We start from the raw sequence: 23,039 nt of genomic DNA, 5'->3' as shown, positions 1-23,039 counted from the left end.
TTCAGCAACGCCTCCCTGCCGTTGGCCGCGCGCGACGCATGGCGTGCACCCGCCGCAGTCCCGCCACGATCGGCCGGGGCGCTCCCGCCCGGGCGGCCGGCCGTCGTGGCGCCGGGCCTCAGAACTTGCCCAGCACGTTGAGGAAGACGCCGCGGCTGCGGTAGCTCAGGTCGGTGAGGTTGTCGGAGAAGTCGGTGAAGTTGTAGCCCGCACCGACCTTCACGTTCTCGTTGACGTGGTAGTAGAGCGCCGTGAGGAAGCCGCTCTTGCGCTCGTCGAGCTCGGCCGCGCGCAGGGTGCGCAGCTCCACCATCCAGTCCCACTGCCGCACGACCTTCCAGTCCACGCGCACGATGGCCAGGTCCGCCGTGCTCTTGAACCAGGCTGCGGCGTCGTCGCGGCTGGGCCGCAGCTCGCCCACGCGGCGCGCGAGCTTGCCGCCGATGCTCCAGCGGGCATCGAGCTCGTAGGTCGCGTCCACCGCCAGCACCTGGCTGCGCTGCTGGTAGTCCACGCCCAGGCCGCTGGCCACCGGCAGCGTGCCGATGCTGGTGGTGCCGCCCGACGCGCCGCTGCCCGCCACCCCCGGCGCGAGCTGCCCGGGCGAGGACAGGTCGTACAGGTAGGTGTACTTGAACAGCATGTTGAGCCGGTCGTTGGCCACCGGGCGCCAGGCGTAGCCCAGCACCGCCTCGGTGTACTTGGCCGCGGCCAGCGCGCCGGTGTTGCTGTCGCTGTCGGCCCAGTTGAGCTTGCCCAGCCAGCGCCCGTCCTCGCCCTGCTTGAGGCTCACGGCGTTCTTGAGCAGCCAGCTGCGGCGCGACTCCAGGCTGGAGGCGTCGCGGCGGGTCTCCAGGCCGCCGGCCCAGCGCAGGCCCTCGCGCACGTAGCCCGCGCTGAAGCCCAGCGCCTCGCGCTTGATCTCGCCGGCGTTCTCCGGCTCGATGCGGCCCTTCTCGGCGCTGAGGCCGAAGGTCCAGCGCTCGTCGGGCGCGTACTGCAGGCCGTAGGCGTGCACCAGCCCGGCCTGCGCCCCGGTGCTGTGGCGCTGCTCGGTGTAGACGCTCAGTCCGTCGGCCACGCGCGACTTGATGCCGCCCACCAGTACGCCGCCGCGCGCGGCCAGCGTCTCGTCGGTGCGGCCGGTGTCGCGCACGTAGGTCAGGTAGACGTTGGAGCGGTCGTCGACCTGGTAGTCGATGCCGGCCTTGCCCGCGCCGCCGCCGTCGCCGCCGGAGACCTGGGCATTGAGGGCCAGCTTGTCGTTGACCTGGTAACGCCCGCCCAGGCCCAGCCGGTCGTTGTCCAGCCGGGTGCCGCTGCGGTTGAGCGTCTTCTGGCCGAAGCCGTAGAGGCTCCAGCCCTGGCCGCTGTCGTGGTCGAGCTGCACCACGGCATCGGTGCGCTCGCCCGTGACCACGCCCACGGTGGGCAGCAGCGGCGAGGTGACCAGCGCGTCGGTGCCCTTGCGGTCAGCGCGCACGCCGGCGCTCAGCGTCCAGCGCTCGTCGAGCCGGCGGCTGGCCTGCACCTCGGCGGCGTCGCTGTCGTAGCCGCGCTCCTCGTCCTTGTGGTCCACCTTCAGGCGCACCTCGGTGCGCTCGCCCACGGGCAGCGTGGCCGTGACGCCGGCCTGGCGCGTCTCGTTGGTGGCGAGCTGGCCCGGCGCGGAGAAGCCCGCGCCGCGCTGCTGCGCGTAGGCCGCCACGCGCCCGCCGGCGGCCAGGTCGAGCTCGGCCAGGTCGGCCTGCCCTTCCACGCGCCAGGCGTTGGCCGCGACGCTGTCGGTGAGCAGCGCGCCGCCGAAGTTGAAGCCGCCGTCCAGCGACTGCAGCGTGGTCGTGCCCGGGCCCTCGCTGCGCGCGGCCTCCAGCTTCAGGTAGCTGGCGTCGCTCTTGCGCAGCAGCAGGTCCACGCCGGCCAGGCGCTGGTCGCCGCCGGTCTGGCGCTGGCGCGCACCGGTGAGGCCCAGGCGCACGTTCTCACTGGCCCACCAGGCCACGCGGCCGCCGGCGGCCAGCGTGTCCAGGGTGCCCAGCGGCGTGTACTCGTAGTCCACCACCAGGTACGTCGGCTGGCCACGGTAGCCGCCCAGGCTGGCCAGCAGCGCGCCGTTGTCGGCGGTGCTGGACAGCGGCGCGCTCAGCAGCAGCCGGCCCTGCAGGTAGTCCACCTCGTAGTCGGTGCCGGGCACCAGCAGCCGGCGCTGCAGCACCAGGCCCGAGTCGCGGTCGCGGATCTCGACATAGGCCTTCTCGGCGCCGCGCGTCACGTCCTGGTGGCGCAGGTAGTACAGCGAGCCGCCCGTGCCGCGGAACTCCTCGCGCGCCGACAGCGTGCCGGGCTCGGCGCCGTAGAGGTCCAGCCGCAGCGCGGCGTCGCCGAAGCTGGTGGACTCCTCGCCCACGTAGCGGCCGTGCAGGCCGTACAGCCCGCGGTTGACCTGCGCCAGCGTGTTGTCCTGGCCCAGCGCGAGCTTGAAGTTGCCCCACATCGCGTGCGAGCGGCCGTCGTCCACGCGCAGGTACATGCGGCCCTGGGTGGGCGCGTCCTCGATGGTGGTGGAGTCGTCGCCGAAGGTGCCCCAGCTGTCCGCCGGGTCGATGCGCCGGAACAGCGAGCCCGGGTCCTTACGGTCGAGGTTCCTGAACAGGTCCTTGAGCGCGCGCTCCTCGGTGTCCACGCTGGCGGTGAGCGCCCAGCGCTCGTCGAGCTGGCCTTTGCCGTAGAAGGCGATGCGGCCCTCGCTCCAGACGTCGTTCTGGTAGCGGTTCTTCTCGCCGGTGACCAGCGCCGCCGGGCCGCTGGTGTGGTTGCGGCCCAGCGTCAGGTCGGCCTGGCCGACCAGGAAGAAGTCCTGCCTGGGCAGCTCGAAGTCGCGGCGGTAGACCTGCTCGCGGCCGTCGGCGTCGATCACGGCGATCTCGCCGCTGCTGACCTGGCGCGGCACGAGCTGCTGCAGCGCGAACTTGCCCTCCAGGTCCACCGGCACGCTGAAGCCCAGCGCGCGCACGCGCTGGTCCTTGCGGATGCCTTCGCCGCTGGCGGTGACGGTGCCACCGCGCACGGGGATGTTGGACACGGCCAGGCGCGAGCTGCCGTAGGCGGCCAGCAGCCGCTGCTCCAGCGTGAGCTCGGGCTCGTTGTCGGCCGCGGCATGGCGCTCGGCCACGCTCAGCGGGATGTCGTCGGTCTGGTCGAAGCGCCCGGCGCGGTCATAGACGCGCAGCCGGTAGAACAGCTTGGACGGCCCCTTCACGCCGGCAGAGAGCAGATCGGCGGGCACGGACCACTGCGCGCGCAGCTCGCCGTCCAGCGGCACGGTGGCCAGCAGCTGCGGCTGCAGCGCGGCGTCGGCGCGGAACACGCGCAGCTCCGCCTTGGCCAGGTACAGCCGGTAGTTGCTGTAGCCGGCGAAGTGCACCGTGTCGCCGGGCACCACGGTGGCGGGCCAGGCGGTGGCGTTGAGCCGGCGCGGCGCGGAGAGGTTGTCGTACTGCAGGCGCAGCCGATCCTGCTCCAGGCGCACGTCGGTACAGCGCTGGTGGTCGGCGCTGCTCATGCCGGCGTTGTCCAGCGGCGCGCCGTCCACGGTGATGCGCAGCGGCACGTCGGCCGGGTCGGGCGGCGTGAGCGCGGCGCACACGGTGCTGTCCACGCGCCGTTCCACCACCTCGGTCACCACTTTCACGGGCGCGGGGTCCTGCCAGTACACGCGCACCTCGACGCGGCGGTTGGCCGGCCAGTTGGCGCGGTCGCGGGCCGGCGTGGCCAGGGGCTCGTCGGGGCCCATGGACGCGGCCAGCGCCGCGCTCTCGGGCAGGCCCAGCTGCTGCGTCAGGTAGCGGCCCACCTGGCGCGCGCGCGCCAGGCCCAGCGCCTGGTTGTCGGGGAAGCGCGCGCGCAGCGGGGGCGAGATGCGCTGCACGTCGGTGTGGCCGACGATCTCGAAGCGCAGGCCGGGACGGCCGCGCACCTGGGCCACGACGGCGTCCAGCCGCGCGCGGTCGTCCTCGCGCAGCAGGTCCTCGCCGCTGGCAAAGCGCGGCGCGTGCCGGTCGCTGCGCTCGACGCCGGCGCCGGCTTCGGCGCGCTGGCGCTCGCTGCGCTGCAGCTGCGGCGCGCGCTCGTCGCCCAGCAGCACGGTGAGCCGGGGCAGCTCGCGCTCGCTCGATTGAGGCAGGTGGTCCACCCCGTCGATCTCGCGGGCGCGCGGGTCGGCGGCGCAGCGGTCGCTGAAGCGGCCACGGGCCTGCTCGGAGCATGGCTCGGTGGCGTCGGCCGCGTGGGCGGCCAGGCCGATGGCCAGGCACGCGCCGGCCACGGCCAGGGGCAGCGCCGCTTGGCGCAGGTAGGAGGTCGTCATGCCGGGAACGGGAAGGAAGGCAATACGGGTCTTCATCGCGGGGTCCTCCACCGGTCAGCGCCGAGTCGGCGAGGTGGAGGCCGGCACGTGCTCGACCTCGACATCCAGGTTGAACAGGGCCAGGCCCTTGGCCCGGCCGTGCGCCTTCCAGCGCTCCAGCAGCGTCTCGCGCAAGGCCTCGGCGCGGGCCTGGCCCAGCGCGGCGTCCTCGCCCTCGGTGGCCTCGTAGGCCACGCGCAGGACGGAGGGCCGCGCCTCCAGCGCCTCGATCACCTGCGCCAGCCGCGCCTCGTGCTCGGGGCGCAGCGCCGTGCCGGCGTCGGCGAAGGCGCGCGACTGCAGCGCCAGCCGCACCACGCGGTGCACCGTCGCGCCGAAGTTCACCTTCACCGCCTTGCCGCGGGTGATGCGCTCGGAGGCCGGGTTCTCGGTCGTGACGCGGTAGCCCGAGGGCAGCGTGCGCTCATCGACCTTGAGCACCAGGTTGGAGCCCGTGTCCTCGCGCGGCACCGCGGCGCAGGCGATGTGGTAGCGCCCTTGCGCGTCGGTGTGCACCAGCAGCCCGTTGACGGTGGCGATGCGCACGTTGGCCAGCCCGGGCTCGCCCTCGTCCTGCACGCCGTTGGCGTTGCGGTCGTCGTAGACCTTGCCGATCACGTCGGTGCAGTCCAGCAGCGCATCGGGCACCACGCGCACGGCGGCGGTGGCGACGTTGGAAACGTCGCCGCCTCCGCGCCGCGCCACCACGCTGTTGACGTACTCACCTTCACTGACGCCTACGCCCACGGCCAGCACCATCTGCAGCTTCTTGGTTTCGCCGACCGCGAAGCGCTGGTTCTCCAGCGTGAGCTGGCGGCCCTGGATAACCGGGCGCACCGGCAGCACCGGCCCGTTGGGCAGGGTCTGCACCGTCAGCGAGCCTTCGAGGTACTTGAAGCCCGGCGGCAGCGTGTCCACCAGCGCCACGCCCAAGAGCGGGCTCGCGCCGGTGTAGCGCGCGGTGATGGTGTAGGGCACCGGCTCGGCCTTCTTGACCGTGACCTTGGACGTGCTCTTGCGCAGCTCGATGAGCCGGCCCACCGGCGCCGACACCGGCTCCACCGGCAGGTGGTTGTTCACCACGTTCTGGGCGCCGTTGTTCAGGCCCGGGAAGTTGAAGCGCAGGAAGTACGGCGCCGTGATGGGCAGCGCCGGCCGCGTCTGCGGCGACACCAGGCAGGGGTCAGTGCGGTCCTGGTCCGCCAGCGTGACGCCGGGGGCCGAGCAGCTGCCCATGTCCAGTGCCGACTCCGCTGGCGGCAGCGCCGTCGAGTTGCGGTAGCCCGCCGGCGGCGTGACGCTGAGCGTGTAGGCGCCCACCGGCGCGTCCGGCAGCAGGAAGAACTGGTAGTCACCGGAGCTGTCCGTCGTCACCGTGTCCACCCCGCCGAGCAGGTGCCGCGCGGGGTCGAAGCCGCTCGGTCCGGCGAAGCGCACGCTGGCGCCCGCCACGGCCCGGCCGGTGGTGCCGTCGTACACCACGCCGCCCGGGTCCAGCGGCAGGTCCTGGTTGACGATGACGTTCTTGCCTTCCGGCAGGTCGTCGCCGAGCACGATCCAGGGCATGCCCGAGCGCGGGGCGTTGGCGCCCTGGTTGAGGTCGGGATCGGTGGGCCACACGCCGCCCACGACGCGGCCGGCCGGGTTGACGAAGCGCAGCTGGTACTTGCCGGCCTCGACGTTGTCCAGGCGGTAGGTGCCGTCCTGCGCGGTGGTGGTGGTGCGGACCACGCGGAAGCCCGAGGCCGCGCAGCGGGTGCTGCCGTCCTCGCAGGCGACCACCTGCACGGTCCAGCCGCCCACCGTGGCCTCGCCGCTGCCGTAGCGGCGGTCGTGGTCGGCGTCGCGCCACACGCGCCCGCTCAGCGTGGCCTGCGAGCGCTGCAGCGTGACGCTGCCGCGGTTGAAGTTGTTGCCCTGGGTCGGGTCGGCGCCGCCGTTGCTGTCCGGCGTGGCCGTGGTCACCAGCGTGGCGGTGTTGGTGAACACCGTGCCCGAAGGCTGGGCGCCGGCGATGCGCACCGGGATGCGCACGCTGGCCGTGCCGCCGGCCGGCATGGTGGTGATGGCGCAGCTCACGCTGGTGCCGCCCGCGCTGCCGCTGCAGCCCGGCGTCGCCGGATCGAAGCTGCCCGCCGTGACGGTGAGCACCGGCGCGCCGGCGAGCTCCATGCCCGCGGGCAGCGTGTCGCTGAAGCGCACCTGCGCCGCGGCCAGGCCGCCGCCATTGCGCAGTTCCACCAGCCAGTCGAACACCTCCATCTGCCGCACGCGGGCCACGGCGGTGGCGGTGCCGCGCGCCACGGCCGTCTTGCTGACGACCTGGACGTCGGCCTGGGTGGCGCGGGCGATCTCGCCGAACAGGTAGCCGGTGGCCGGCTTGTCAGAGCCCAGCCGGATGTCCCCGATGGTGTCGGGAGCCGCGAGCGTGCCGCCTTCCGTGCCGATGGTTTCGGCGCCGTCGTCGTAGCCCTCGGGCTGCGTTTCGGTCAGCGCGTAGGTGCCCGGCAGCAGGCCGTCGAAGCGGAACGTGCCGGTGCCGGCGGCCGTGCCAGCCTGCCTGGAGACCGTGCGGCCCAGGAAATCCGTGCCGCTCAGAGCGACCCGGACGATCTTGCTGTCAGGCAGCCCGGTTTCGCTGCTGTTGCGCTGGCCGTCGCGGTTTGCGTCCAGGTACACCTGGCCGGCCAGCGAAGAGAGCTTCACCTCGCCGAAGAGGTTGTTGGTCGAGCTGCCACCGGCGGCCAGCACGATGTTGCGGATGGTGTTGTCCGTGCGCGACGCCACCGTGCCGGGCGTGCTGCCCGTGCCGCTGACCGTGCCTGCCACCGTGATGCCGGGCTCGAAACCGGTGGGTTGTGCCTCTTCCACCGAGTAGGTAGCTGGCTGGAGGTTGGGGACTTCCCAGTAGCCCGTGTCCGGGTCGCTGGTGACGGTGGCCACGACTTCCGTGCTTTTGCGCAGCGTCAGCGTGGTGCGGATGCCGCGCTCCGCGGGGTCCTTGGAGCCATTGCCATTGAGGTCGTGATAGACGTAGCCCGACACCGTGCCGCCGGTGGTCCGCCGACGCTCGCCGAACAGGTAGCCGGTGGCCGTCTTCTCGGAACCCAGCCGGATGCCCGTGATGGTGTCGGGAGCCGCGAGCGTGCCGCCTTCCGTGCCGATGGCTTCGGCGCCGTCGTCGTAGTCCGCGGGCTGCGTTTCGGCCAGCGCGTAGGTGCCCGGCAGCAGGCCGTCGAAGCGGAACGTGCCCGTGCCGGCGGCCGTGTCGGCCTGCCTGGAGACCGTGCGGCCCAGGAAATCCGTGCCGCTCAAAGCGACCCGGACGACCTTGTTGCCAGGCAGCCCGGTTTCGAGACCGTTGCGCTGGTCGTCGCGGTTCTCGTCCAGGTACACCTGGCCGGCCAGCGAAGAGAGCTTCACCTCGCCGAAGAGGTTGTTGGTCGAGCCGCTGCTGGCGGTCACCACGATGTTCCGGATGACGTCGGCCGTGGAGCCCCTGGGGCCGCTGACCACGCCGGTGCCGGTGGTCGGCACGCTGCCGCCGCCGCTGCCGGCGCGGGTGATGCCGGGCTCGTAGCCGCTGGGCCGCGTCTCGGTCACGGTGTAGGTGCCCGGCGGCACCGACAAGAAGCTCCACAGGCCCGAGGAGTTGCTGGTGGTCGTGAGGGTTGTGAAGGGCTGGCCGTCGGTACGCGTGCCGCTGAGCGTGACCGTCACGCCCGGGATGCCCGGCTCGTTGGCGTCCTTCAGGCCGTTGCCGTTGAGGTCGTGATAGACGTAGCCCGACACGGCCGTCGCGTTCACCGTCACGGAGCCGGTCTTGAAGTTGTTGCCCGCCCGGGGGTCGGTGCCGCCGTTGGTGTCGCCCGAGCCCAGGGTGACCAGGCTGGCGGTGTTGTCGAAGCGCGCGCCGTCAGCCGGGCTGCCCGTCAGGCGCACAGGGATGCGCACCTCGGCCGTGCCGCCGGCCGGCATGGTGGTGACGGTGCAGCTCACGCTGGTACCGCCCGGGCTGCCGGTGCAGCTCGGTGCGGCCGGCTCAAAGGTGCCCGTCCGGACGGTCAACATCGGCGTGCCGTTGAGCACCATGCCCGCAGGCAGCGTGTCGGTGAAGCGCGTGTCCTCGGCGTCCTGACCGTTGTTGCGCAGTTGCACCAGCCAGTCGAAGGTCTGCGACGCGGTCACGAAGGGCAGCGCATCGCTGGTGCCGCTGAGCACAGGGGTCTTGCTCACCACCTCGACATCGGCGGCCAGGCGCACGCCGGTGTCGATCTTCTTGAGATTGTTGCCTTGCGGGTCGTACTGGTTGAGGCCCGTGTCTTTGAAGCCCACCGAGCTGTCCAGCTCGAAGCGCGCCTTGTCCACGCCGCGAAGCCTGATCTGCACCGACATCGAGCTGGTGTCGCCGGGGACCGTGCCGGCACCGGTGCCATTGAGCTCCGGGAACTCACAGATGACCGTGCCGCCGGGCGAGTTGATAAGGACGCCAGGGGTGGTGCAGGTCACGCCCGGGGGCGTGATGAGTTCCTGGAACGTAAGTGCCCGGGCGGTGCTGTTCACCGGCAGCGTCGCCTTGATCGGCAGCTTGGTTGTCAGCACCACCTTCTCGGCCATCGAAGGCCCGTTGTTCGTGGCCCTGAGCGTGTAGATGACGTCCTCGCCGGAGTCGACGGGGTCCTTGTCCTCGAACTGGTCAACAACCAGGTCGTACTGCGGTGGCGTGATGGCCGTGCTCACCAAGGCGGTGTTGTCAACAGGATCGAGTTCGGGCGGCGTGGTGTTGTGGACCTCCACGCGGTTCGTCATCGGCCCCCTGTTGAGCCAGTAGGCCAGCGGGCGGACCTCCACCGTCACCGTCTGCTGCGTGTTGGGCGCCATCGACGGCCACGAGCACTCCAGCTTGCGATTGGCTTCGGTCACCAACGCGCCGGCGGCCGGCTTGGTGGTGCAGTTGCCATTGCTGGGCGCCGAGCCGACCGGGGTGATCGTGGCCGACAGGAACTTCACGTTCAGCGGCAGCGTGTCGGTGACCGTCACGCCATACGCCGGCCCCGGGCTGGTGTCGGCGTTGCTCGCCGTAATGACATAGCGCAGCAGCTGGCCCACGCGCACCGGGTCCGGGTTGGCCACTTTGCGCACCTGCAGATCGGTACGGGCTCTGAGGTAGGCGTAGACGTCGCCCGACGAGTTGTTGCCGGCAATACCGTTGTTGCCCGAGTTGGGGTCGGCCGCACCGGCCGTGGCCTGGGCGTTGACGGAGTTCTTGCGCTGGAAGTTGCCCTCGCTGTCGAGATCGCCTTGCGTATAGGTGTGCAGCACCGAGATCTGCAGGCGCGGGCACGTGCCCGCGCTGGTTGGCGTGCTCTCGGCGCAACGGGGCAGCTCGTCGATGACGCAGTTGCTCAGCATCAGGCTGGTGCCCGACTTGATCAGGGCGCAGTCGTTCATCCGGGCGTTGCCCGGGAGCGTCACCACCGAGTAGCCGCGGTCGTAGACGACGTCGTTGATGATGTCGCTCACCTTCACGCTGCGGGCCTGGGCGGGGCCGTCGTTGACGACCTCCACCTCCCAGACCACGGGTTGGCCCGCGAGCTGCCGGTTGCCGGGCGTCGCGCCGGGTCCGCGCACGCGCTTCTTCACCCGCACGTCCGCCTGTTCCTGCGTGTCGTGGGCGCGGTGCGTCACCGTCGCACAGTTGTTTTCGCCGACCTCGTCTTCCGCAGCGCGGTTCGAGCTCACGCAGACCTCGTTGGTGAACCCGGCGGAAGCGGCCCTGGCATAGCCGGACACCTCCACGGCAGGGCTGTTCTTGCCGAAGTCGATGCCGAACGCCCTGCTCTTGCTGACACAGGTGAGCGTGAACGGACCCTGCTGAGGGAGCGGCGCAGAAGGCGTGCGGGTGCAGTCGTACTTGCCGCCTGTGCCGATGCCCGTGACGACGAAGTTCGCCGGTACGCGGTCAGTGAGCGTCAGCGTGTCGGTGTCGTTGAACCGCTTGGGCCCGCGGTTGGTGGCGGAGAGCGAGTACCTGTACACAGTGCCGACCGGCACGGCGTCCTGCTTCCAGGACGAGGTCTTGTTGGCAACCAGGTCCATGCCGGTGCCGGTCACGGACACGACCACCGAATGGGTTGCGGGCGTCACACCCGGGGCGGACACCGTGGCGGTGTTGGTCACCGACGCGACGGGGGACAGCGCCTTCACCGCCACGCGCAATGCGTCGAGCGCCACGTTGAAATCGGCACTGCCGCTGCTGGCCCCGTAGCTGCAGCTCAGCGTCGCGCCCGCGGCACCTTCCTCGCCGCAGACCTTGGGCACCGTGCAGTTCCAGCGGTTGTGGGTGAACGTCCTGGCCCCGGCCATGCACATGTTCGAGGGCAGCGGGTCGGTGAGCCGGACACCGACGGGGAAGTTGCCCGTGTAACTGGTGGCAAAGCTGTAGTTGAAGGGCTTGTTCGCCTCGACCAGACCGCCGACCGATTGGGACTTCACGAGCTTGAGCTCGGTGCCGGGCAGGACGGCGGTGGCGCCGGTGGCACTGTTGTTGGTCGTATCGGTGTCGCCCACGCTGCCCTTGGCCGCGATGTCGGCGCTGTGGACCAGTGTGGAGCCGCCGCCCGCGCCGATCTGGCCGCTGACCCGGATGGCCATGGTTGCATTCACCGCGAGCTCACCGCGCTCGCAGGTCAACGTGCTGCCGACCAAGGAACAGCCCGAGGGAAGGCTGCCCTCGTCGAGCCGGAAACGGTCGGGCACGTTGTAGGTCAGCGTGGAACGCGACGAGGCCACGGTGCCCCGGTTGACGATGGTGAAGACGACGGGATGCCAACTGCCGGCCGGTGCCGTCGCGGGCGTGCCGACCGTCAGGCGCAAGTCCGCCCCGGCAACCACCGTGGTGGCCAGCCGCTGCGATTGCGAAGTTCCCACCACCCGGGCCTCCGTCCGCAGCACGCCTTCCGTCGTGGCCTGCAGGTTCACCACCAGCTCGACGTACGAGGAGCGCTGGACATTGATGCCGGTGCACACCAGCCGGCCCGTGCCGAGCTGGTTCAGCGTCAGGCCGCTGCAACTCACACCGGCCGGCAAGGGGTCCGTGCCGAGGTAGCGCGCCGCGTCCTGGATGTCGAAGTTCAACGTGACGCCGTTGTGCGCGGCACCGCTGTCATCGCCCACGCGGATCGTGTAGGCGACCCGGCCGTTGACCAGCACCGTGTGCGGGTTGTCTTGAAAGCGCGTCACGGCCAGTTGGGCCTGTGCCGCACCTGCACAGGCCAAGCCCAGCACCAGCAGCCCCAGCAGCCGCATCAGCCACGCGCCCAGGGACGCAAAAGGACGGCACAAATGGCGGTCGAACGTCATCTTGTCTTCTCACGGCCAAGACCGGCCCTGCCCCATGACGAAGCAACCTCGAAGGGATTCAGGGAAGGTCTGCGCGCAACGCCGCCGAGCGGCGCCGCGCAGGGTTTGGTGCGCTGGGCTTTTCAGCTCATGCAGCGCACGGATGCCGTGATGTCGGCAGAAACCGGAAAAACTTAGGGGTTGCCCTTGGTCAAACCATCAAGTTTTTACAATTTTTTTTATTTACGTCACAGTGCGTCATTGACAGCCGCACCTTCAGGAATTAGGCGAACCGCTCAAAAGCCCACCGCCGCACCGTCACGGCGCGGGTCGCTGGCGGCGACATAGCCCTCCCGGGCCGGGTCGCCCAGGCGCCAGATGAACTGCCCGGCGCCGAAGTCCTGGTAGCTGTCCTGGATCAGCTCGATGCGGTGGCCGCGCGCCACCAGTCCCTGCACGGTGTCGGGCGGCATGGCGGCCTCGACGTTGAGCGACAGCCCGGCGTTGAAGCGCCAGCGCGGCGCGTCGCAGGCCGCCTGCGGGTTCTGGCCGTGCTCCAGCATGCGCACCAGGGTCTGCAGCTGCCCCTGCGGCTGCATGTTGGCGCCCATGACGCCGAAGCTCATCACCGGCTGCCCGTTGCGGGTGAGGAAGCCCGGGATGATGGTGTGGAAGGGCCGCTTGCCCGGCGCCACCACGTTGGGGCTGGCCGGATCGAGGCTGAAGGCGTGCCCGCGGTTCTGCAGGCTGAACCCCCAGTCCGGCAGCACCACGCCGGAGCCGAAGCCCAGGTAGTTGCTCTGGATGAAGCTGACCATCATCCCCTGCTCGTCCGCGGCCGTGAGGTAGATGGTGCCGCCGCGCACCGGGTTGCCGGCACCGAAGTCCTGCGCGCGCGCCGGGTCGATGAGTCGGGCACGCTCGGCCAGGTAGGCCGGGGCCAGCAGCTGCTCCACCGTGCATTCCATGCAGTGGGGGTCGGCCACGAAGCGGTAGACGTCGGCGAAGGCCAGCTTCATGGCCTCGATCTGCAGGTGGTGCGCCTCGGCGCTGTCCGGGCCCAGGGCGCGCAGGTCGAACTGCTGCACCATGCCCAGCGCCATCAGCGCCGCCAGGCCCTGGCCGTTGGGCGGGATCTGGTGCAGGCGGTGGCCGCGGTAATCCTGGCCGATGGGCTGCACCCACTCGGGCGCGTAGCCGGCCAGGTCCTCCACGGTGAGCGCGCCGCCGCCCTCGCGCGCCGCCGCCGCCAGCGCCTGCCCGATCTCGCCGCCGTACAGCGCCTGCGCGCCGCTGGTGGCGATGGCGCGCAGCGCCCGCGCCGCGCCCGGCATGGCGAACAGCTCGCCCACCTGCGGCGCCCGGCCCTGCGGCAAGAAGGTGGCGGCAAAGCCCGGCTGCTGCGTCAGCTCGGGCAGCGCCGCGGCGGCGGCCCATTTCTGCTGCACCACCACCGGCACGGCGTAGCCGCGCTCGGCGATGTCGATGGCCGGCGCCAGCACGCGCGCGAAAGGCAGCCGCCCGAAGCGCTGCGACAGCGCCGCCCAGCCCGCCACCGCGCCCGGCACGGTGACGCTGTCCCAGCCGCGCCGCGGCGGCGCGCCGGCATCGGTGCCGTACCTGCGCCTGAAGTAGTCCGGCGTCCAGGCCGCCGGCGCGCGCCCCGAGGCATTGAGGCCGTGCAGCGCGGTGCCGTCCCACAGGATGCAGAAGGCGTCCGAGCCCAGCCCGTTGCTGCAGGGCTCCAGCACCGTCATGGCCGCGGCGGCGGCCACGGCCGCATCGACGGCGTTGCCCCCGGCGGCGAGCATGCGCAGCCCGGCCTGCGCGGCCAGCGGGTGCGAGGTGGCGACCACGTTGCGCGCGAACAGCGGCAACCGCGGCGTGGGATAGGGATTGGCGTAATCGAACATCGGCACGGCTCCTTGGTGGCGGGCGCAGCCCGGGCGGGCAACGCGCGCGCCCATGGTCCATGAAAGCGCCGCCGTGCACGCTCCGATGCCGGCGCGCGGCCCCGGCGGGCGGACCGGCCGTTTCAGCCCTGGCGCACCCTCGTCAGCAGCCACACCCCGGTCAGCACCAGCGCCGTGCCGGCCACCACCGTCGGCGTGAAGGGCTCGTCCAGGATCAGCACGCCCATGAGGATGGTGCTCATCGGGCCGATCATCCCGGTCTGCGCCGTCGCCGCGGAACCGACGCGGGCGATGGCCAGCATCACCATCAGCACCGGCGCGAAGGTGCAGGCCGTGGCGTTGAGCAGCGACAGCCAGTACACCGGCGCCGCCACCTCGGCCAGCGCGCCGATGGGACGCAGCAGCAGGTACTGCGCGATGCACAGCACGCAGGCCACGCTGGTGGCCAGGCCGGTCAGGCGCAGCGCACCCAGGCGCCGCACCTCCTCGCCCGAGTACACCAGGTACAGCGCATAGCTCACCGCGCTGCCCAGCACCAGCACGATGCCCAGCAGCGCCTGCGGCCCGGCAACGTGCATCTCCTGCCCGAAGGCCACCAGCACGCCCGCGTAGCTCACCGCCATGGCGGCGAGCTGGCGCGCATGGGCGCGGCGCTTGAACAGCACCCAGCCCAGCAGCAGCACGAAGGTCGGATTGAGATAGAGCACCAGCCGCTCCAGGCTGGCGCTGACGTACTGCAGCCCCATGAAGTCCAGGAAGCTCGCCAGGTAGTAGCCGCTGAAGCCCAGCAGCGCCACGGCGCGCCAGTCGCGGCGCGTGAGCGGGCGCTGCCCGCGCCCGGCCCACCAGGCCAGCAGCAGGAACAGCGGCAGCGCGAACAGCATGCGCAGCATGATCACCGTCACCGCGTCGGCCCCATGGCGGTAGGCGAGCTTGACGATGATGGCCTTGCCCGAGAAGGCGGTGGCACCGCCGGCGGCCAGCAGCAGCCCGGGCCAGGTGCGCTGCGGCGCCTGGGCGCCGATGCTCAAAGAAGTCATGGCGAGGATTCTAGGAAGCCACCCCCGGCAACCCCTACCGGCCGTAGGGTGACGCAGCGAAGCTCGTCAATCCGGGTTTCCTGGGTGGCGAAAAGAAAAAAGCCCCACTCTTCCGAGTGAGGCTTGAGGCCGGAGCCGCGGTCAGTCGGCCTTGCAGGCCGCACCCTCGCAGAGCTCGGGTCCCGACTGACCGTCCAGCCTCACCTGAGCGAGGCCGGAGCCGCGGTCAGTCGGCGTCCTGGAACGCGACTTCGCGCTTGCTCTTGATGGAGGGCAGCATCACCACCACGATCATCGCCAGCGCCGCCAGCAGCAGCCCGGCCGACAGCGGGCGCGACATGAAGGTGGACCAGTCGCCGCGCGACAGCAGCAGGGCGCGGCGCAGGTTCTCTTCCATCATCGGGCCCAGGATGAAGCCCAGCAGCAGCGGCGCGGGCTCGCAGCCGAGCTTGTAGAACAGGTAACCGACCACGCCGAAGCCGGCGGCCATGTACACGTCGAAGTTGTTGTTGTTGAGCGTGTACAGGCCGATGCAGCAGAAGCTCATGATGGCCGGGAACAGGAAGCGGTAGGGCACCGTCAGCAGCTTGATCCAGATGCCGATGAGCGGCAGGTTCAGGATCACCAGCATCAGGTTGCCGATCCACATCGAGGCGATCAGGCCCCAGAACAGCTCGGGGTTGCTGGTCATGACCTGCGGGCCGGGCTGGATGCCCTTGATGGTCATGGCACCCACCATCAGCGCCATCACGGCGTTGGGCGGGATGCCCAGCGTCAGCATCGGGATGAAGCTGGTCTGCGCGCCGGCGTTGTTGGCGGCCTCGGGGCCGGCCACGCCGCGGATGTTGCCCTGGCCGAAAGGCACCTCGCCGGGACGGCCGCGCGTCTTCTTCTCCACCGTGTAGGCGGCGAAGGACGACAGCAGCGCGCCGCCGCCGGGCAGCACGCCCAGGATCGAGCCCAGCGCCGTGCCGCGCAGCACGGCCGGGAAGGCGTCCTTGAAGTCCTGCTTGGTCGGCCACAGGCCGCTCACGCTCTTGGTGAAGACCTCGCGGTGCTCGGCCGGGCGGCCCAGGTTGGAGATGATCTCGCCGAAGCCGAACACGCCCATGGCGATGGCCACGAAGTTGATGCCGTCGGTCAGCTCGGGGATGTCGAAGCTGTAGCGCGGCACGCCCGAGATCACGTCGGTGTTGATCTGGCCCAGCAGCAGGCCCAGCAGGATCATGGCGATGGCCTTGACCAGCGAGCCCGAGGCCAGCACCACCGCGCCGATGAGGCCCAGCACCATCAGCGAGAAGTACTCGGCCGGGCCGAACTTGAAGGCCAGCTCGGTCAGCGGCGGCGCGAAGGCGGCGATGACGATGGTGCCCACGCAACCGGCGAAGAACGAGCCCAGGCCCGCGGCGGCCAGCGCCGCGCCGGCGCGGCCCTTGCGCGCCATGGTGTAGCCGTCGATGGCCGTGACCACCGAGCTCGACTCGCCGGGCACGTTGATCAGGATGGCGGTGGTGGAGCCGCCGTACTGCGCGCCGTAGTAGATGCCCGCCAGCATGATCAGCGCGGGCGTGGCGTCCAGCGAGTAGATGCTGGGCAGCAGCATCGCGATGGTCGCCACCGGGCCCAGGCCCGGCAGCACGCCGATGAGCGTGCCCAGGATGGCACCGCCCAGGGCCCACAGGATGTTGGTGAACGTGAAGGCGGTCTGGAAGCCCAGCGCCAGGTTGTCGAACAGTTCCATGCGATCAGCCTCCGGTGGCCGCGCCGAAGGCGGGCAGCAGCGGGATGGTGAGGTTCAGGCCGTAGATGAAGATGGCCCAGCTGCCCACGGTCAGGATCACCGCGTTGAGCAGCGCCTCCTTGAGCTTGAACTCCTCACTGGCGCTGGCCGACATCACCACCAGGATGGGCAGCGAGATGAACATGCCCAGGCGCGGCAGCAGCACGCCGAAGAGCACGACGGAGCCGACGATGATGAGCAGCGGCTTCCAGGCGAAAGCGCCGACGGGATCGCCGTCCTCGGTTTCGACGGTCAGCGAGCCGAACAGCACCACCGCGCCCAGCACGGCCATCAGCAGCCCGAGGCCGAAGGGAAAGTAGCCCGGGCCCGGCCGCGCCGCGGCGCCGAAGCTGTAGTTGGTCGCCCCCCAGGCGAAGCCCAGGCCGACGGCGACGAACATCAGCCCGGACCAGAAATCCTTCTGGCTTTTTATCTTCACGAGTTGTCTCCTCTAGACCGAAGTGCGGCGGATTCTAGGAAGCGCCCCCCACCGCTTCGGTGTGGATTCCACGTAAGCGCACGTTCAGTTCGCCGGGCGGTCCGCTCGTGAACCGAGGAAAACCGTTCAGGCCGGCAGGCGCAGCGGCCGCACCAGCCGCAGCCACTTCGGCGCCGGCAGCCCGAAGCGCTCGCGGATGTACTCGGCGCGCGCGATGAGCGTGTCGCGGTCGGGCACGACCACGCCGCGCGCGGCCACGACGATGGTGTTGCCCTCCTTGGTCGGCGCCAGGTGCCAGACCTGGTCCAGCCCGAAGGCCGCGGCGATGCGCGCGGCGCTGCGCTCGAAGCTGGCGTCGCGGCCGAAGAGGTTGACGGTCATGAGCCCGCCGTCGGCCAGCACGCCGCGGCAGCAGGCGTAGAAGGCCTCGTCGTCGAGCACGGGCGCGGCGGCCTCGTGGTCGTAGAGATCGACGTTGAGCACCTGCACCGTGCCCAGGTGCGCCGGATCGGCCACCCAGCGCGCGGCGTCGGCATGCAGCACCGTCAGCCGCGCGTCGTCGTCGGGCAGGTGAAACCACAGCTTGCAGGCGTCGATCACGGTGGCGTTGAGCTCCACCGCGGTGGTGCGCATCTTGAGCACCTGGTGGCTGAAGCGCGTGATGGCCCCGGCGCCCAGGCCCAGCTGCACCGCCTGCCCCTGCGTGAGCTCGGCGGTGGGGCGCCACAGCATCCAGGCCATCATGCGCTGCACGTATTCGAGCTCGATGTGCTGGGGCTTGCGCACGCGCATCGCGCCCTGCACCCATTCCGTGCCCAGGTGCAGGTAACGCACGCCGGCGTACTCGGAGAGGGTGGCGCCGGCCTGCGCCTGTCGTGCCGGGGTCTTCTTGCTGGCCATGGGAGCCTCGTGTCTGCGGTGGTTGTGAAAGGGCCGGGAGTGTGCCCCGGCCGGCGGCCACCCTGCCGCCATCCGGCCCGGCGCGGGCTGTCCGAAGGCCGCGCCGCGCCGGTGAACGTTCAGTCCGGGCGCGCGGCGTCCATCAGGCGCGCCAGCTTCGGCAACGCGGCCCGGGCGTTGGCCGCGGTCACGGCGGCGGTGTGCTCCGGCGTCCAGCCGCGCAGCGCGCCCAGCGTCAGCGCGATGCGCGGCAACTCGGCCGGCTCGTTGCGCGCGCCACCGCCATCGGCGCGCTCGGCGGCGCTGCGGTAGAGCCACTGCGGCGGGATGTCGGGCGCGTCGGTCTCCAGCACCAGCGCCTGCTGCGGCAGCTCGGCGGCCAGGCGCCGGATCTGCAGCGCGCGCTCGAAGGTCATGGCCCCGCCAAAGCCCAGCCGCAGCTCCAGCTCCAGGCAGGCCTGCGCCTGCTGCGCGCTGCCGTTGAACGCATGCGCGATGCCGCCGCGCACGCCGGCGCGGCGCAGGTGCATCAGCACCCGGTCCACGGCGCGGCGGCTGTGCAGCAGCACCGGCAGCGCGTACTCGCGCGCCAGCGCCAGCTGGGCGCTGAACAGCTCCTCCTGCCGCGCACGGTCCAGGCCCGGGACGAAGAAGTCCAGCCCGACCTCCCCCACCGCCACCAGGAGCGGGTCATCCCGGTGCTGCCGCAACGCGTCCCGCACTGCCTGCAGCGCGCCGGGGCCGGCGTCGTGCATGTACAGCGGGTGGATGCCCAACGCGTAGCCCAGCCCGTGGGAATGCGCCAGCGCGCGCACCGCCTCGAAGTTCGCCGGAACCACGGCTGGGAGCACGATTTGCTGGACATGGGCGTCGCGCGCGCGTCGCACCACCGCGTCGCGATCGGCATCGAACTCGGCGGCATCAAGATGGCAGTGAGTGTCAACCCACTGCAAAGCGGCGTAACCCATGCGCCCGATGATGCCTGACGGGGATCGTGCTACCGTGGAACCGCATTGCACGCAGGGGGCGCAGATGAACGGGCGCAGGTCGAACCGGACTCCGCTGTACAGCCACTCCAGCCGGGTAGCCAGCCCGCCTGCCGTGGACCCACCCGAGGTCGCGCCGGGCCAGCCGGCCGCCTCCACCGCCCCGCCTTCTTCGGCCGCCTCTCCTTCCGCCACCGCCGCCCCGGCGCCCACCCAACGGCGCCGCGGCCTGGCCTTGCCGGCCTGGGGCTGGGCGCTGAGCGGGGCGCTGCTGCTGGGCGGCCCGGTGCTGGTGTGGCAGGCCTCGCAGCCCAAGCCGCCCGTGATCACGCAGAAGCACATCGACGCCGCGGTGCGCGAGGCGCTCAAGACGCAGCCCCTGCCCTCGCCGGCGGCCAAGGCCTACGAGAAGATCCGCGGCTCGGTGGTGCGCGTGGTGGGCCTGGACGACGACACCCCGGTGGCCGACGCCGCGCCGGGCAGCGGCAAGAAGCCCGTGGCCGGCGAGTCCCATGGCGGCGAGATCGGCGTGGGCAGCGGCGTGGTGATCGTGGACAGCGGGCTGATCCTGACCAACCTGCACGTGGTCAGCGGCGCCAAGCGCGTGCAGGTGGTGTTCTCCGACGGGCTGGAGTCCGAGGCCACCGTGGTCAACGTCATGCCCGAGAACGACCTGGCGGTGCTGCGCGCGCAGCGCATCCCCGACGACCTGCAGGCCGCCACGCTGCGCTCCACGGCCGACCTGCAGCCCGGCGACCGCGTCACGGCCGTGGGCTTTCCCTTCGGCATCGGGCCCTCGGTGTCCTCGGGCGTGGTGTCCGGGCTCAAGCGCGAGTTCCGCTCGCCCGAGGGCAAGCAGGTGCTCTCCAACCTGATCCAGTTCGACGCCATGGCCAACCCGGGCAGCTCCGGCGGCCCGCTGGTGACGGACGACGGCGAGGTGGTGGGCATCGTCACCGCCATCCTCAATCCGGTGCAGCAGCGCTTCTTCGTGGGCATCGGCTTCGCGGTGCCCATCGAGAACGCCGCCGGCGGCGCGGGGCTGCCGCCGTTCTGAGGGCCGGCGTCCTTGCCTTGCGGCCCCACCGCTTCTTCGTTCCAAACCCACTTCCACACGGGAGGATTCCGATGCACGGCAGCAACAGCGATACCGCGGCCCTGATGGAGCGCGTGCTCTACGAAGTCAAACGCGTGGTGGTCGGGCAGGACCGCTTCCTGGAGCGCGTGCTCGTGGCCATGCTGTCGCAGGGCCACCTGCTGGTGGAGGGCGTGCCGGGCCTGGCCAAGACGCTCACCGTCAAGACCCTGGCGCAGACGCTGCGCGGGCAGTTCAAGCGCATCCAGTTCACGCCCGACCTTGTGCCCGCCGACCTGGTGGGCACGCGCATCTACAACCAGAAGACCGGCGACTTCAGCACCACGCTGGGCCCGGTGTTCACCAACCTGCTGCTGGCCGACGAGATCAACCGCGCGCCGGCCAAGGTGCAGAGCGCGCTGCTGGAGGTGATGCAGGAGCGCCAGGTCACCATCGCCGGCACCACGCACCGCGTGCCCGAGCCCTTCCTGGTGATGGCCACGCAGAACCCCATCGAGACCGAGGGCACCTACCCGCTGCCCGAGGCGCAGGTGGACCGCTTCATGATGAAGGTGCTGGTGGACTACCCGACCGAGGAGGAGGAGTTCGTCATCGTCGAGCGCGTCACCGGTGCGCCGGTGGAGGTGCAGCCGGTGGCCACCACCACGCAGCTGGCGGCGCTGCAGCAGGCTTGCCGCAACCTCTACGTGGACCCGTCGCTGATGCAGTACGCCGTCAAGCTCGTGGCCGCCACGCGCGACCCCGCGCGCGCCGGGTTGGCCGACATGGCGCGCCACATCACCTTCGGCGCCAGCCCGCGCGCCACCATCAGCCTGGTCGAGGGCGCGCGCGCGCTGGCCTTCCTGCGCGGGCGCGGCTACGTGTTGCCCGACGACATGGTGGACATCGCCGGCGACGTGCTGCGCCACCGCCTGACGCTGAGCTACGAGGCGCTGGCCGAGGGCGTGACGGCGGACCAGATCATCGGGCGGCTGATGCAGAAGCTGCCCGCCCCCGACAAGCCGCTGGAAGCCCGCGTCCAGCTCGCCGCCAATGGCTGATCGCCCCGCCGCCACCCCGCCGCGGGCCGCCGGCGCGCCGGGCACGCTCGGCCTGCCCGGCGAGAACGCCGAGGCGCTGCTGCGGCGCCTGGAATGGAGCACCATCCGCCGCCTCGACGGCTGGCTGCAGGGCGACTACCGCACGCTGTTCCGCGGCGAGGGCCTGGACCTGGCCGACCTGCGCGAGTACCAGCACCACGACGACGTGCGCCGCATCGACTGGAACGTCACCGCGCGGCTGCAGGAACCCTACGTGCGCGAGTACACCGAGGACCGCGACATCGCCGCCTGGTTCCTGCTCGACCTCAGCCCCTCGGTGCACTTCGGCTCGCGCCGGCGCAGCAAGGCGCAGGTGGGCATCGAGTTCACCGCCGTGATCGCGCGGCTGCTGGCGCGCCGGGGCAACCGCGTCGGCGCCCTGCTCTACGGCAGCCGCGTGGACACCGTGATGCCCGCGCGCGGCGGCAAGCTGCAGGTGCTGGAGCTGCTGCAGCGGCTGATGAACCGCCCCGCGCCCACGGCCATGCCGCAGGGCACGCGGCTGAGCGAGCTGCTGCGCACCGCGCAGCAGCAGCTGCGCCGGCGCAGCCTGGTGTTCGTGCTGTCGGACTTCTTCAGCCAGCCCGGCTGGAGCGAGCCGCTGGCGATGCTGGCGCTGCGCCACGAGGTGATCGCGGTGCGGCTGTACGACCCGCTGGAGATGGAGCTGCCCGACCTGGGCATGGTCTACATCCAGGACGCCGAGACCGGCGAGCAGCTGATGGTGGACACCCATTCCGCCGCGTTCCGCAAGCGCTTCGCCGGCGCGGCGCGGCGGCGCGAGGCCGAGCTGCGCGACGGGCTGGCCCAGGCCGGGGTGGACACGCTGGAGCTGGCCAGCGACGAGGACCTGGCCACCTCCATCGTCCGCTTCGTGCACCTGCGACGCCAGCGCAGCCGCCTCACCGCGGGCAGCGTGGCGCCACGCGCCCATTACTAGAACCGCAAGGGACTGCTGGGAGCATTGATGATGAATTTCCTGTGGCCCTCGCTGCTGTGGACGCTGCTGCTGCTGCCGCTGCTGGTGCTGCTCTACCTGTGGCTGCTGCGCCGGCGCAAGCAAACCGTGCTGCCCTATGCCGACCTGGGGCTGGTGAAACAAGCCATGGGCCGTGGCGGGCGCTGGAAGCGCCACGTGCCGCCGCTGCTGCTGCTGCTGGCGCTGACCTCGCTGCTGCTGGCCTCGGCGCGGCCCACCGCCGTGATGACGCTGCCGCTGGCCGAGCAGACCATCATCCTGGCCATGGACGTCTCGGGCTCCATGCGCGCCGCCGACGTGCAGCCCACGCGGCTGGTGGCGGCGCAGAACGCGGCCAAGGCCTTCCTGTCGGACCTGCCGCGCGACGTGCGCGTGGGCGTGGTCAGCTTCGCCGGCACGGCCGCGGTGGTGCAGGCCCCCACCTTCAGCCGCGAGGACGTGGTCGCGGCCATCGACCGCTTCCAGCTCCAGCGCGCCACGGCCATCGGCAGCGGCATCGTGCTGTCTCTGGCCACCATCTTCCCTGACGCCGGCATCGACCTCAGCCAGGTCACGGGGCAGCGGGCCATGCCGCAGCCGCTGGGCGAGAACAACGGCAGCGACAACGGCAAGCCGCGCGACTTCAAGCCGGTGGAGCCGGGCAGCTACGCCTCGGCGGCCGTCATCCTGCTCACCGACGGCCAGCGCACCACGGGCCCCGACCCGATCGAGTCCGCGCGCATGGCCGCCGAGCGCGGGGTGCGCGTCTACACCGTGGGCATCGGCACCAAGGAGGGCGACACCATCGGCTTCGAGGGCTGGAGCATGCGCGTGCGCCTGGACGAGGAAACGCTCAAGACCATCGCCGACCTCACCCGCGCCGAGTACTTCTATGCCGGCACTGCCGCCGACCTCAAGAAGGTCTACCAGACGCTGTCCTCGCGCCTGGTGATGGAGAAGAAGGAAACCGAGATCAGCGCCCTCTTCGCCGCCGTCGGCGCCGCCCTGGCCGTGCTCGCGGCCGGGCTGTCGCTGTGGTGGTTCGGCAGGGTGATGTAGGCCCGGCTGCGGTTTCCCGGCTCCTTGAATGACGACGCGCCCC

At 71.2% G+C, this 23,039-nt stretch carries 14 protein-coding genes; 6 read left to right on the top strand and 8 right to left on the bottom strand.

Annotation, left to right across the window (positions count from 1 at the left end; genetic code table 11):
- Positions 1–118: 118 nt before the first annotated feature.
- Positions 119–4,402 (bottom strand): OmpA family protein, encoded by a 4,284-nt coding sequence (locus tag HHL10_RS08415; protein WP_169159898.1) that lies wholly within the window; start codon positions 4,400–4,402, stop codon positions 119–121.
- 18 nt (positions 4,403–4,420) lie between these two features.
- Positions 4,421–11,767, bottom strand: a complete 7,347-nt coding sequence (locus tag HHL10_RS08410) for an SdrD B-like domain-containing protein (protein ID WP_169159897.1) — start codon at positions 11,765–11,767, stop codon at positions 4,421–4,423.
- On the opposite strand from HHL10_RS08410, the gene HHL10_RS08405 reads away from it, so the two are divergent.
- The gene (locus HHL10_RS08405; protein WP_169159896.1) at positions 11,750–11,944 is read left to right on the top strand and encodes a hypothetical protein; all 195 of its coding nucleotides are present in this window, start codon (positions 11,750–11,752) and stop codon (positions 11,942–11,944) included. The genes HHL10_RS08410 and HHL10_RS08405 overlap by 18 nt on opposite strands.
- Positions 11,945–12,042: 98 nt before the next feature.
- Here the strand turns inward: HHL10_RS08405 and HHL10_RS08400 are convergent, their stop codons facing one another.
- The 6 genes from HHL10_RS08400 to HHL10_RS08375 all read right to left on the bottom strand — a co-directional run bounded on the left by HHL10_RS08400 (position 12,043) and on the right by HHL10_RS08375 (position 18,708).
- Complete coding sequence (locus HHL10_RS08400; RefSeq protein ID WP_169159895.1) at positions 12,043–13,659, bottom strand: gamma-glutamyltransferase family protein; 1,617 nt, start codon at positions 13,657–13,659, stop codon at positions 12,043–12,045.
- A 122-nt stretch (positions 13,660–13,781) separates the two neighbouring features.
- Positions 13,782–14,699, bottom strand: a complete 918-nt coding sequence (locus HHL10_RS08395; protein ID WP_169159894.1) for a DMT family transporter — start codon at positions 14,697–14,699, stop codon at positions 13,782–13,784.
- Between the two features lie 226 nt (positions 14,700–14,925).
- Positions 14,926–16,440, bottom strand: coding sequence for a tripartite tricarboxylate transporter permease (locus HHL10_RS08390; protein ID WP_169159893.1), 1,515 nt, complete (start codon positions 16,438–16,440; stop codon positions 14,926–14,928).
- 4 nt (positions 16,441–16,444) lie between these two features.
- The gene (locus HHL10_RS08385; protein WP_169159892.1) at positions 16,445–16,918 is read right to left on the bottom strand and encodes a tripartite tricarboxylate transporter TctB family protein; all 474 of its coding nucleotides are present in this window, start codon (positions 16,916–16,918) and stop codon (positions 16,445–16,447) included.
- Positions 16,919–17,044: 126 nt separating this feature from the next.
- Complete coding sequence (locus HHL10_RS08380) at positions 17,045–17,818, bottom strand: class I SAM-dependent methyltransferase (protein ID WP_169159891.1); 774 nt, start codon at positions 17,816–17,818, stop codon at positions 17,045–17,047.
- A gap of 119 nt (positions 17,819–17,937) precedes the next feature.
- Positions 17,938–18,708: a TatD family hydrolase gene (locus HHL10_RS08375; RefSeq protein WP_310734557.1), complete on the bottom strand. Its 771-nt coding sequence runs from the start codon at positions 18,706–18,708 to the stop codon at positions 17,938–17,940.
- Between HHL10_RS08375 and HHL10_RS31145 the strand changes: the two genes are divergently transcribed.
- The 5 genes from HHL10_RS31145 (at position 18,682) to HHL10_RS08355 (ending at position 22,996) form a co-directional block, all read left to right on the top strand.
- Positions 18,682–18,804: a hypothetical protein gene (locus tag HHL10_RS31145; protein ID WP_310734558.1), complete on the top strand. Its 123-nt coding sequence runs from the start codon at positions 18,682–18,684 to the stop codon at positions 18,802–18,804. The two genes, HHL10_RS08375 and HHL10_RS31145, sit on opposite strands and share 27 nt — an antisense overlap.
- Positions 18,805–18,850: 46 nt before the next feature.
- The gene (locus HHL10_RS08370) at positions 18,851–19,861 is read left to right on the top strand and encodes a S1C family serine protease (protein ID WP_169159889.1); all 1,011 of its coding nucleotides are present in this window, start codon (positions 18,851–18,853) and stop codon (positions 19,859–19,861) included.
- A 71-nt stretch (positions 19,862–19,932) separates the two neighbouring features.
- Positions 19,933–20,940 (top strand): AAA family ATPase, encoded by a 1,008-nt coding sequence (locus HHL10_RS08365; protein WP_235971192.1) that lies wholly within the window; start codon positions 19,933–19,935, stop codon positions 20,938–20,940.
- Complete coding sequence (locus tag HHL10_RS08360) at positions 20,933–21,919, top strand: DUF58 domain-containing protein (RefSeq protein ID WP_169159888.1); 987 nt, start codon at positions 20,933–20,935, stop codon at positions 21,917–21,919. Before HHL10_RS08365 ends, HHL10_RS08360 begins: the two co-directional genes overlap by 8 nt.
- A 30-nt stretch (positions 21,920–21,949) precedes the next feature.
- Positions 21,950–22,996, top strand: a complete 1,047-nt coding sequence (locus HHL10_RS08355) for a VWA domain-containing protein (RefSeq protein WP_169159887.1) — start codon at positions 21,950–21,952, stop codon at positions 22,994–22,996.
- The last annotated feature ends 43 nt before the right edge of the window (positions 22,997–23,039 follow it).

Origin of the sequence: Azohydromonas caseinilytica, assembly GCF_012927045.1 — a bacterium.
GTDB lineage: Bacteria > Pseudomonadota > Gammaproteobacteria > Burkholderiales > Burkholderiaceae_C > Azohydromonas > Azohydromonas caseinilytica.
Note: the sequence above shows the minus strand (reverse complement) of the source record. Positions and strands in the feature narration are given on the sequence as shown.

What these genes read in the sequence shown, in the direction of transcription:
- HHL10_RS08405 (WP_169159896.1), top strand. Translation starts at nt 11,750, where the DNA reads ATGGCGGTCGAACGTCATCTTGTCTTCTCACGGCCAAGACCGGCCCTG.
- HHL10_RS08365 (WP_235971192.1), top strand. Translation starts at nt 19,933, where the DNA reads ATGCACGGCAGCAACAGCGATACCGCGGCCCTGATGGAGCGCGTGCTC.
- HHL10_RS08390 (WP_169159893.1), bottom strand. Translation starts at nt 16,440, where the DNA reads ATGGAACTGTTCGACAACCTGGCGCTGGGCTTCCAGACCGCCTTCACG.
- HHL10_RS08415 (WP_169159898.1), bottom strand. Translation starts at nt 4,402, where the DNA reads ATGAAGACCCGTATTGCCTTCCTTCCCGTTCCCGGCATGACGACCTCC.
- HHL10_RS08370 (WP_169159889.1), top strand. Translation starts at nt 18,851, where the DNA reads ATGAACGGGCGCAGGTCGAACCGGACTCCGCTGTACAGCCACTCCAGC.
- HHL10_RS08400 (WP_169159895.1), bottom strand. Translation starts at nt 13,659, where the DNA reads ATGTTCGATTACGCCAATCCCTATCCCACGCCGCGGTTGCCGCTGTTC.
- HHL10_RS08360 (WP_169159888.1), top strand. Translation starts at nt 20,933, where the DNA reads ATGGCTGATCGCCCCGCCGCCACCCCGCCGCGGGCCGCCGGCGCGCCG.
- HHL10_RS31145 (WP_310734558.1), top strand. Translation starts at nt 18,682, where the DNA reads ATGGGCGTCGCGCGCGCGTCGCACCACCGCGTCGCGATCGGCATCGAA.
- HHL10_RS08380 (WP_169159891.1), bottom strand. Translation starts at nt 17,818, where the DNA reads ATGGCCAGCAAGAAGACCCCGGCACGACAGGCGCAGGCCGGCGCCACC.
- HHL10_RS08395 (WP_169159894.1), bottom strand. Translation starts at nt 14,699, where the DNA reads ATGACTTCTTTGAGCATCGGCGCCCAGGCGCCGCAGCGCACCTGGCCC.
- HHL10_RS08355 (WP_169159887.1), top strand. Translation starts at nt 21,950, where the DNA reads ATGAATTTCCTGTGGCCCTCGCTGCTGTGGACGCTGCTGCTGCTGCCG.
- HHL10_RS08410 (WP_169159897.1), bottom strand. Translation starts at nt 11,767, where the DNA reads ATGACGTTCGACCGCCATTTGTGCCGTCCTTTTGCGTCCCTGGGCGCG.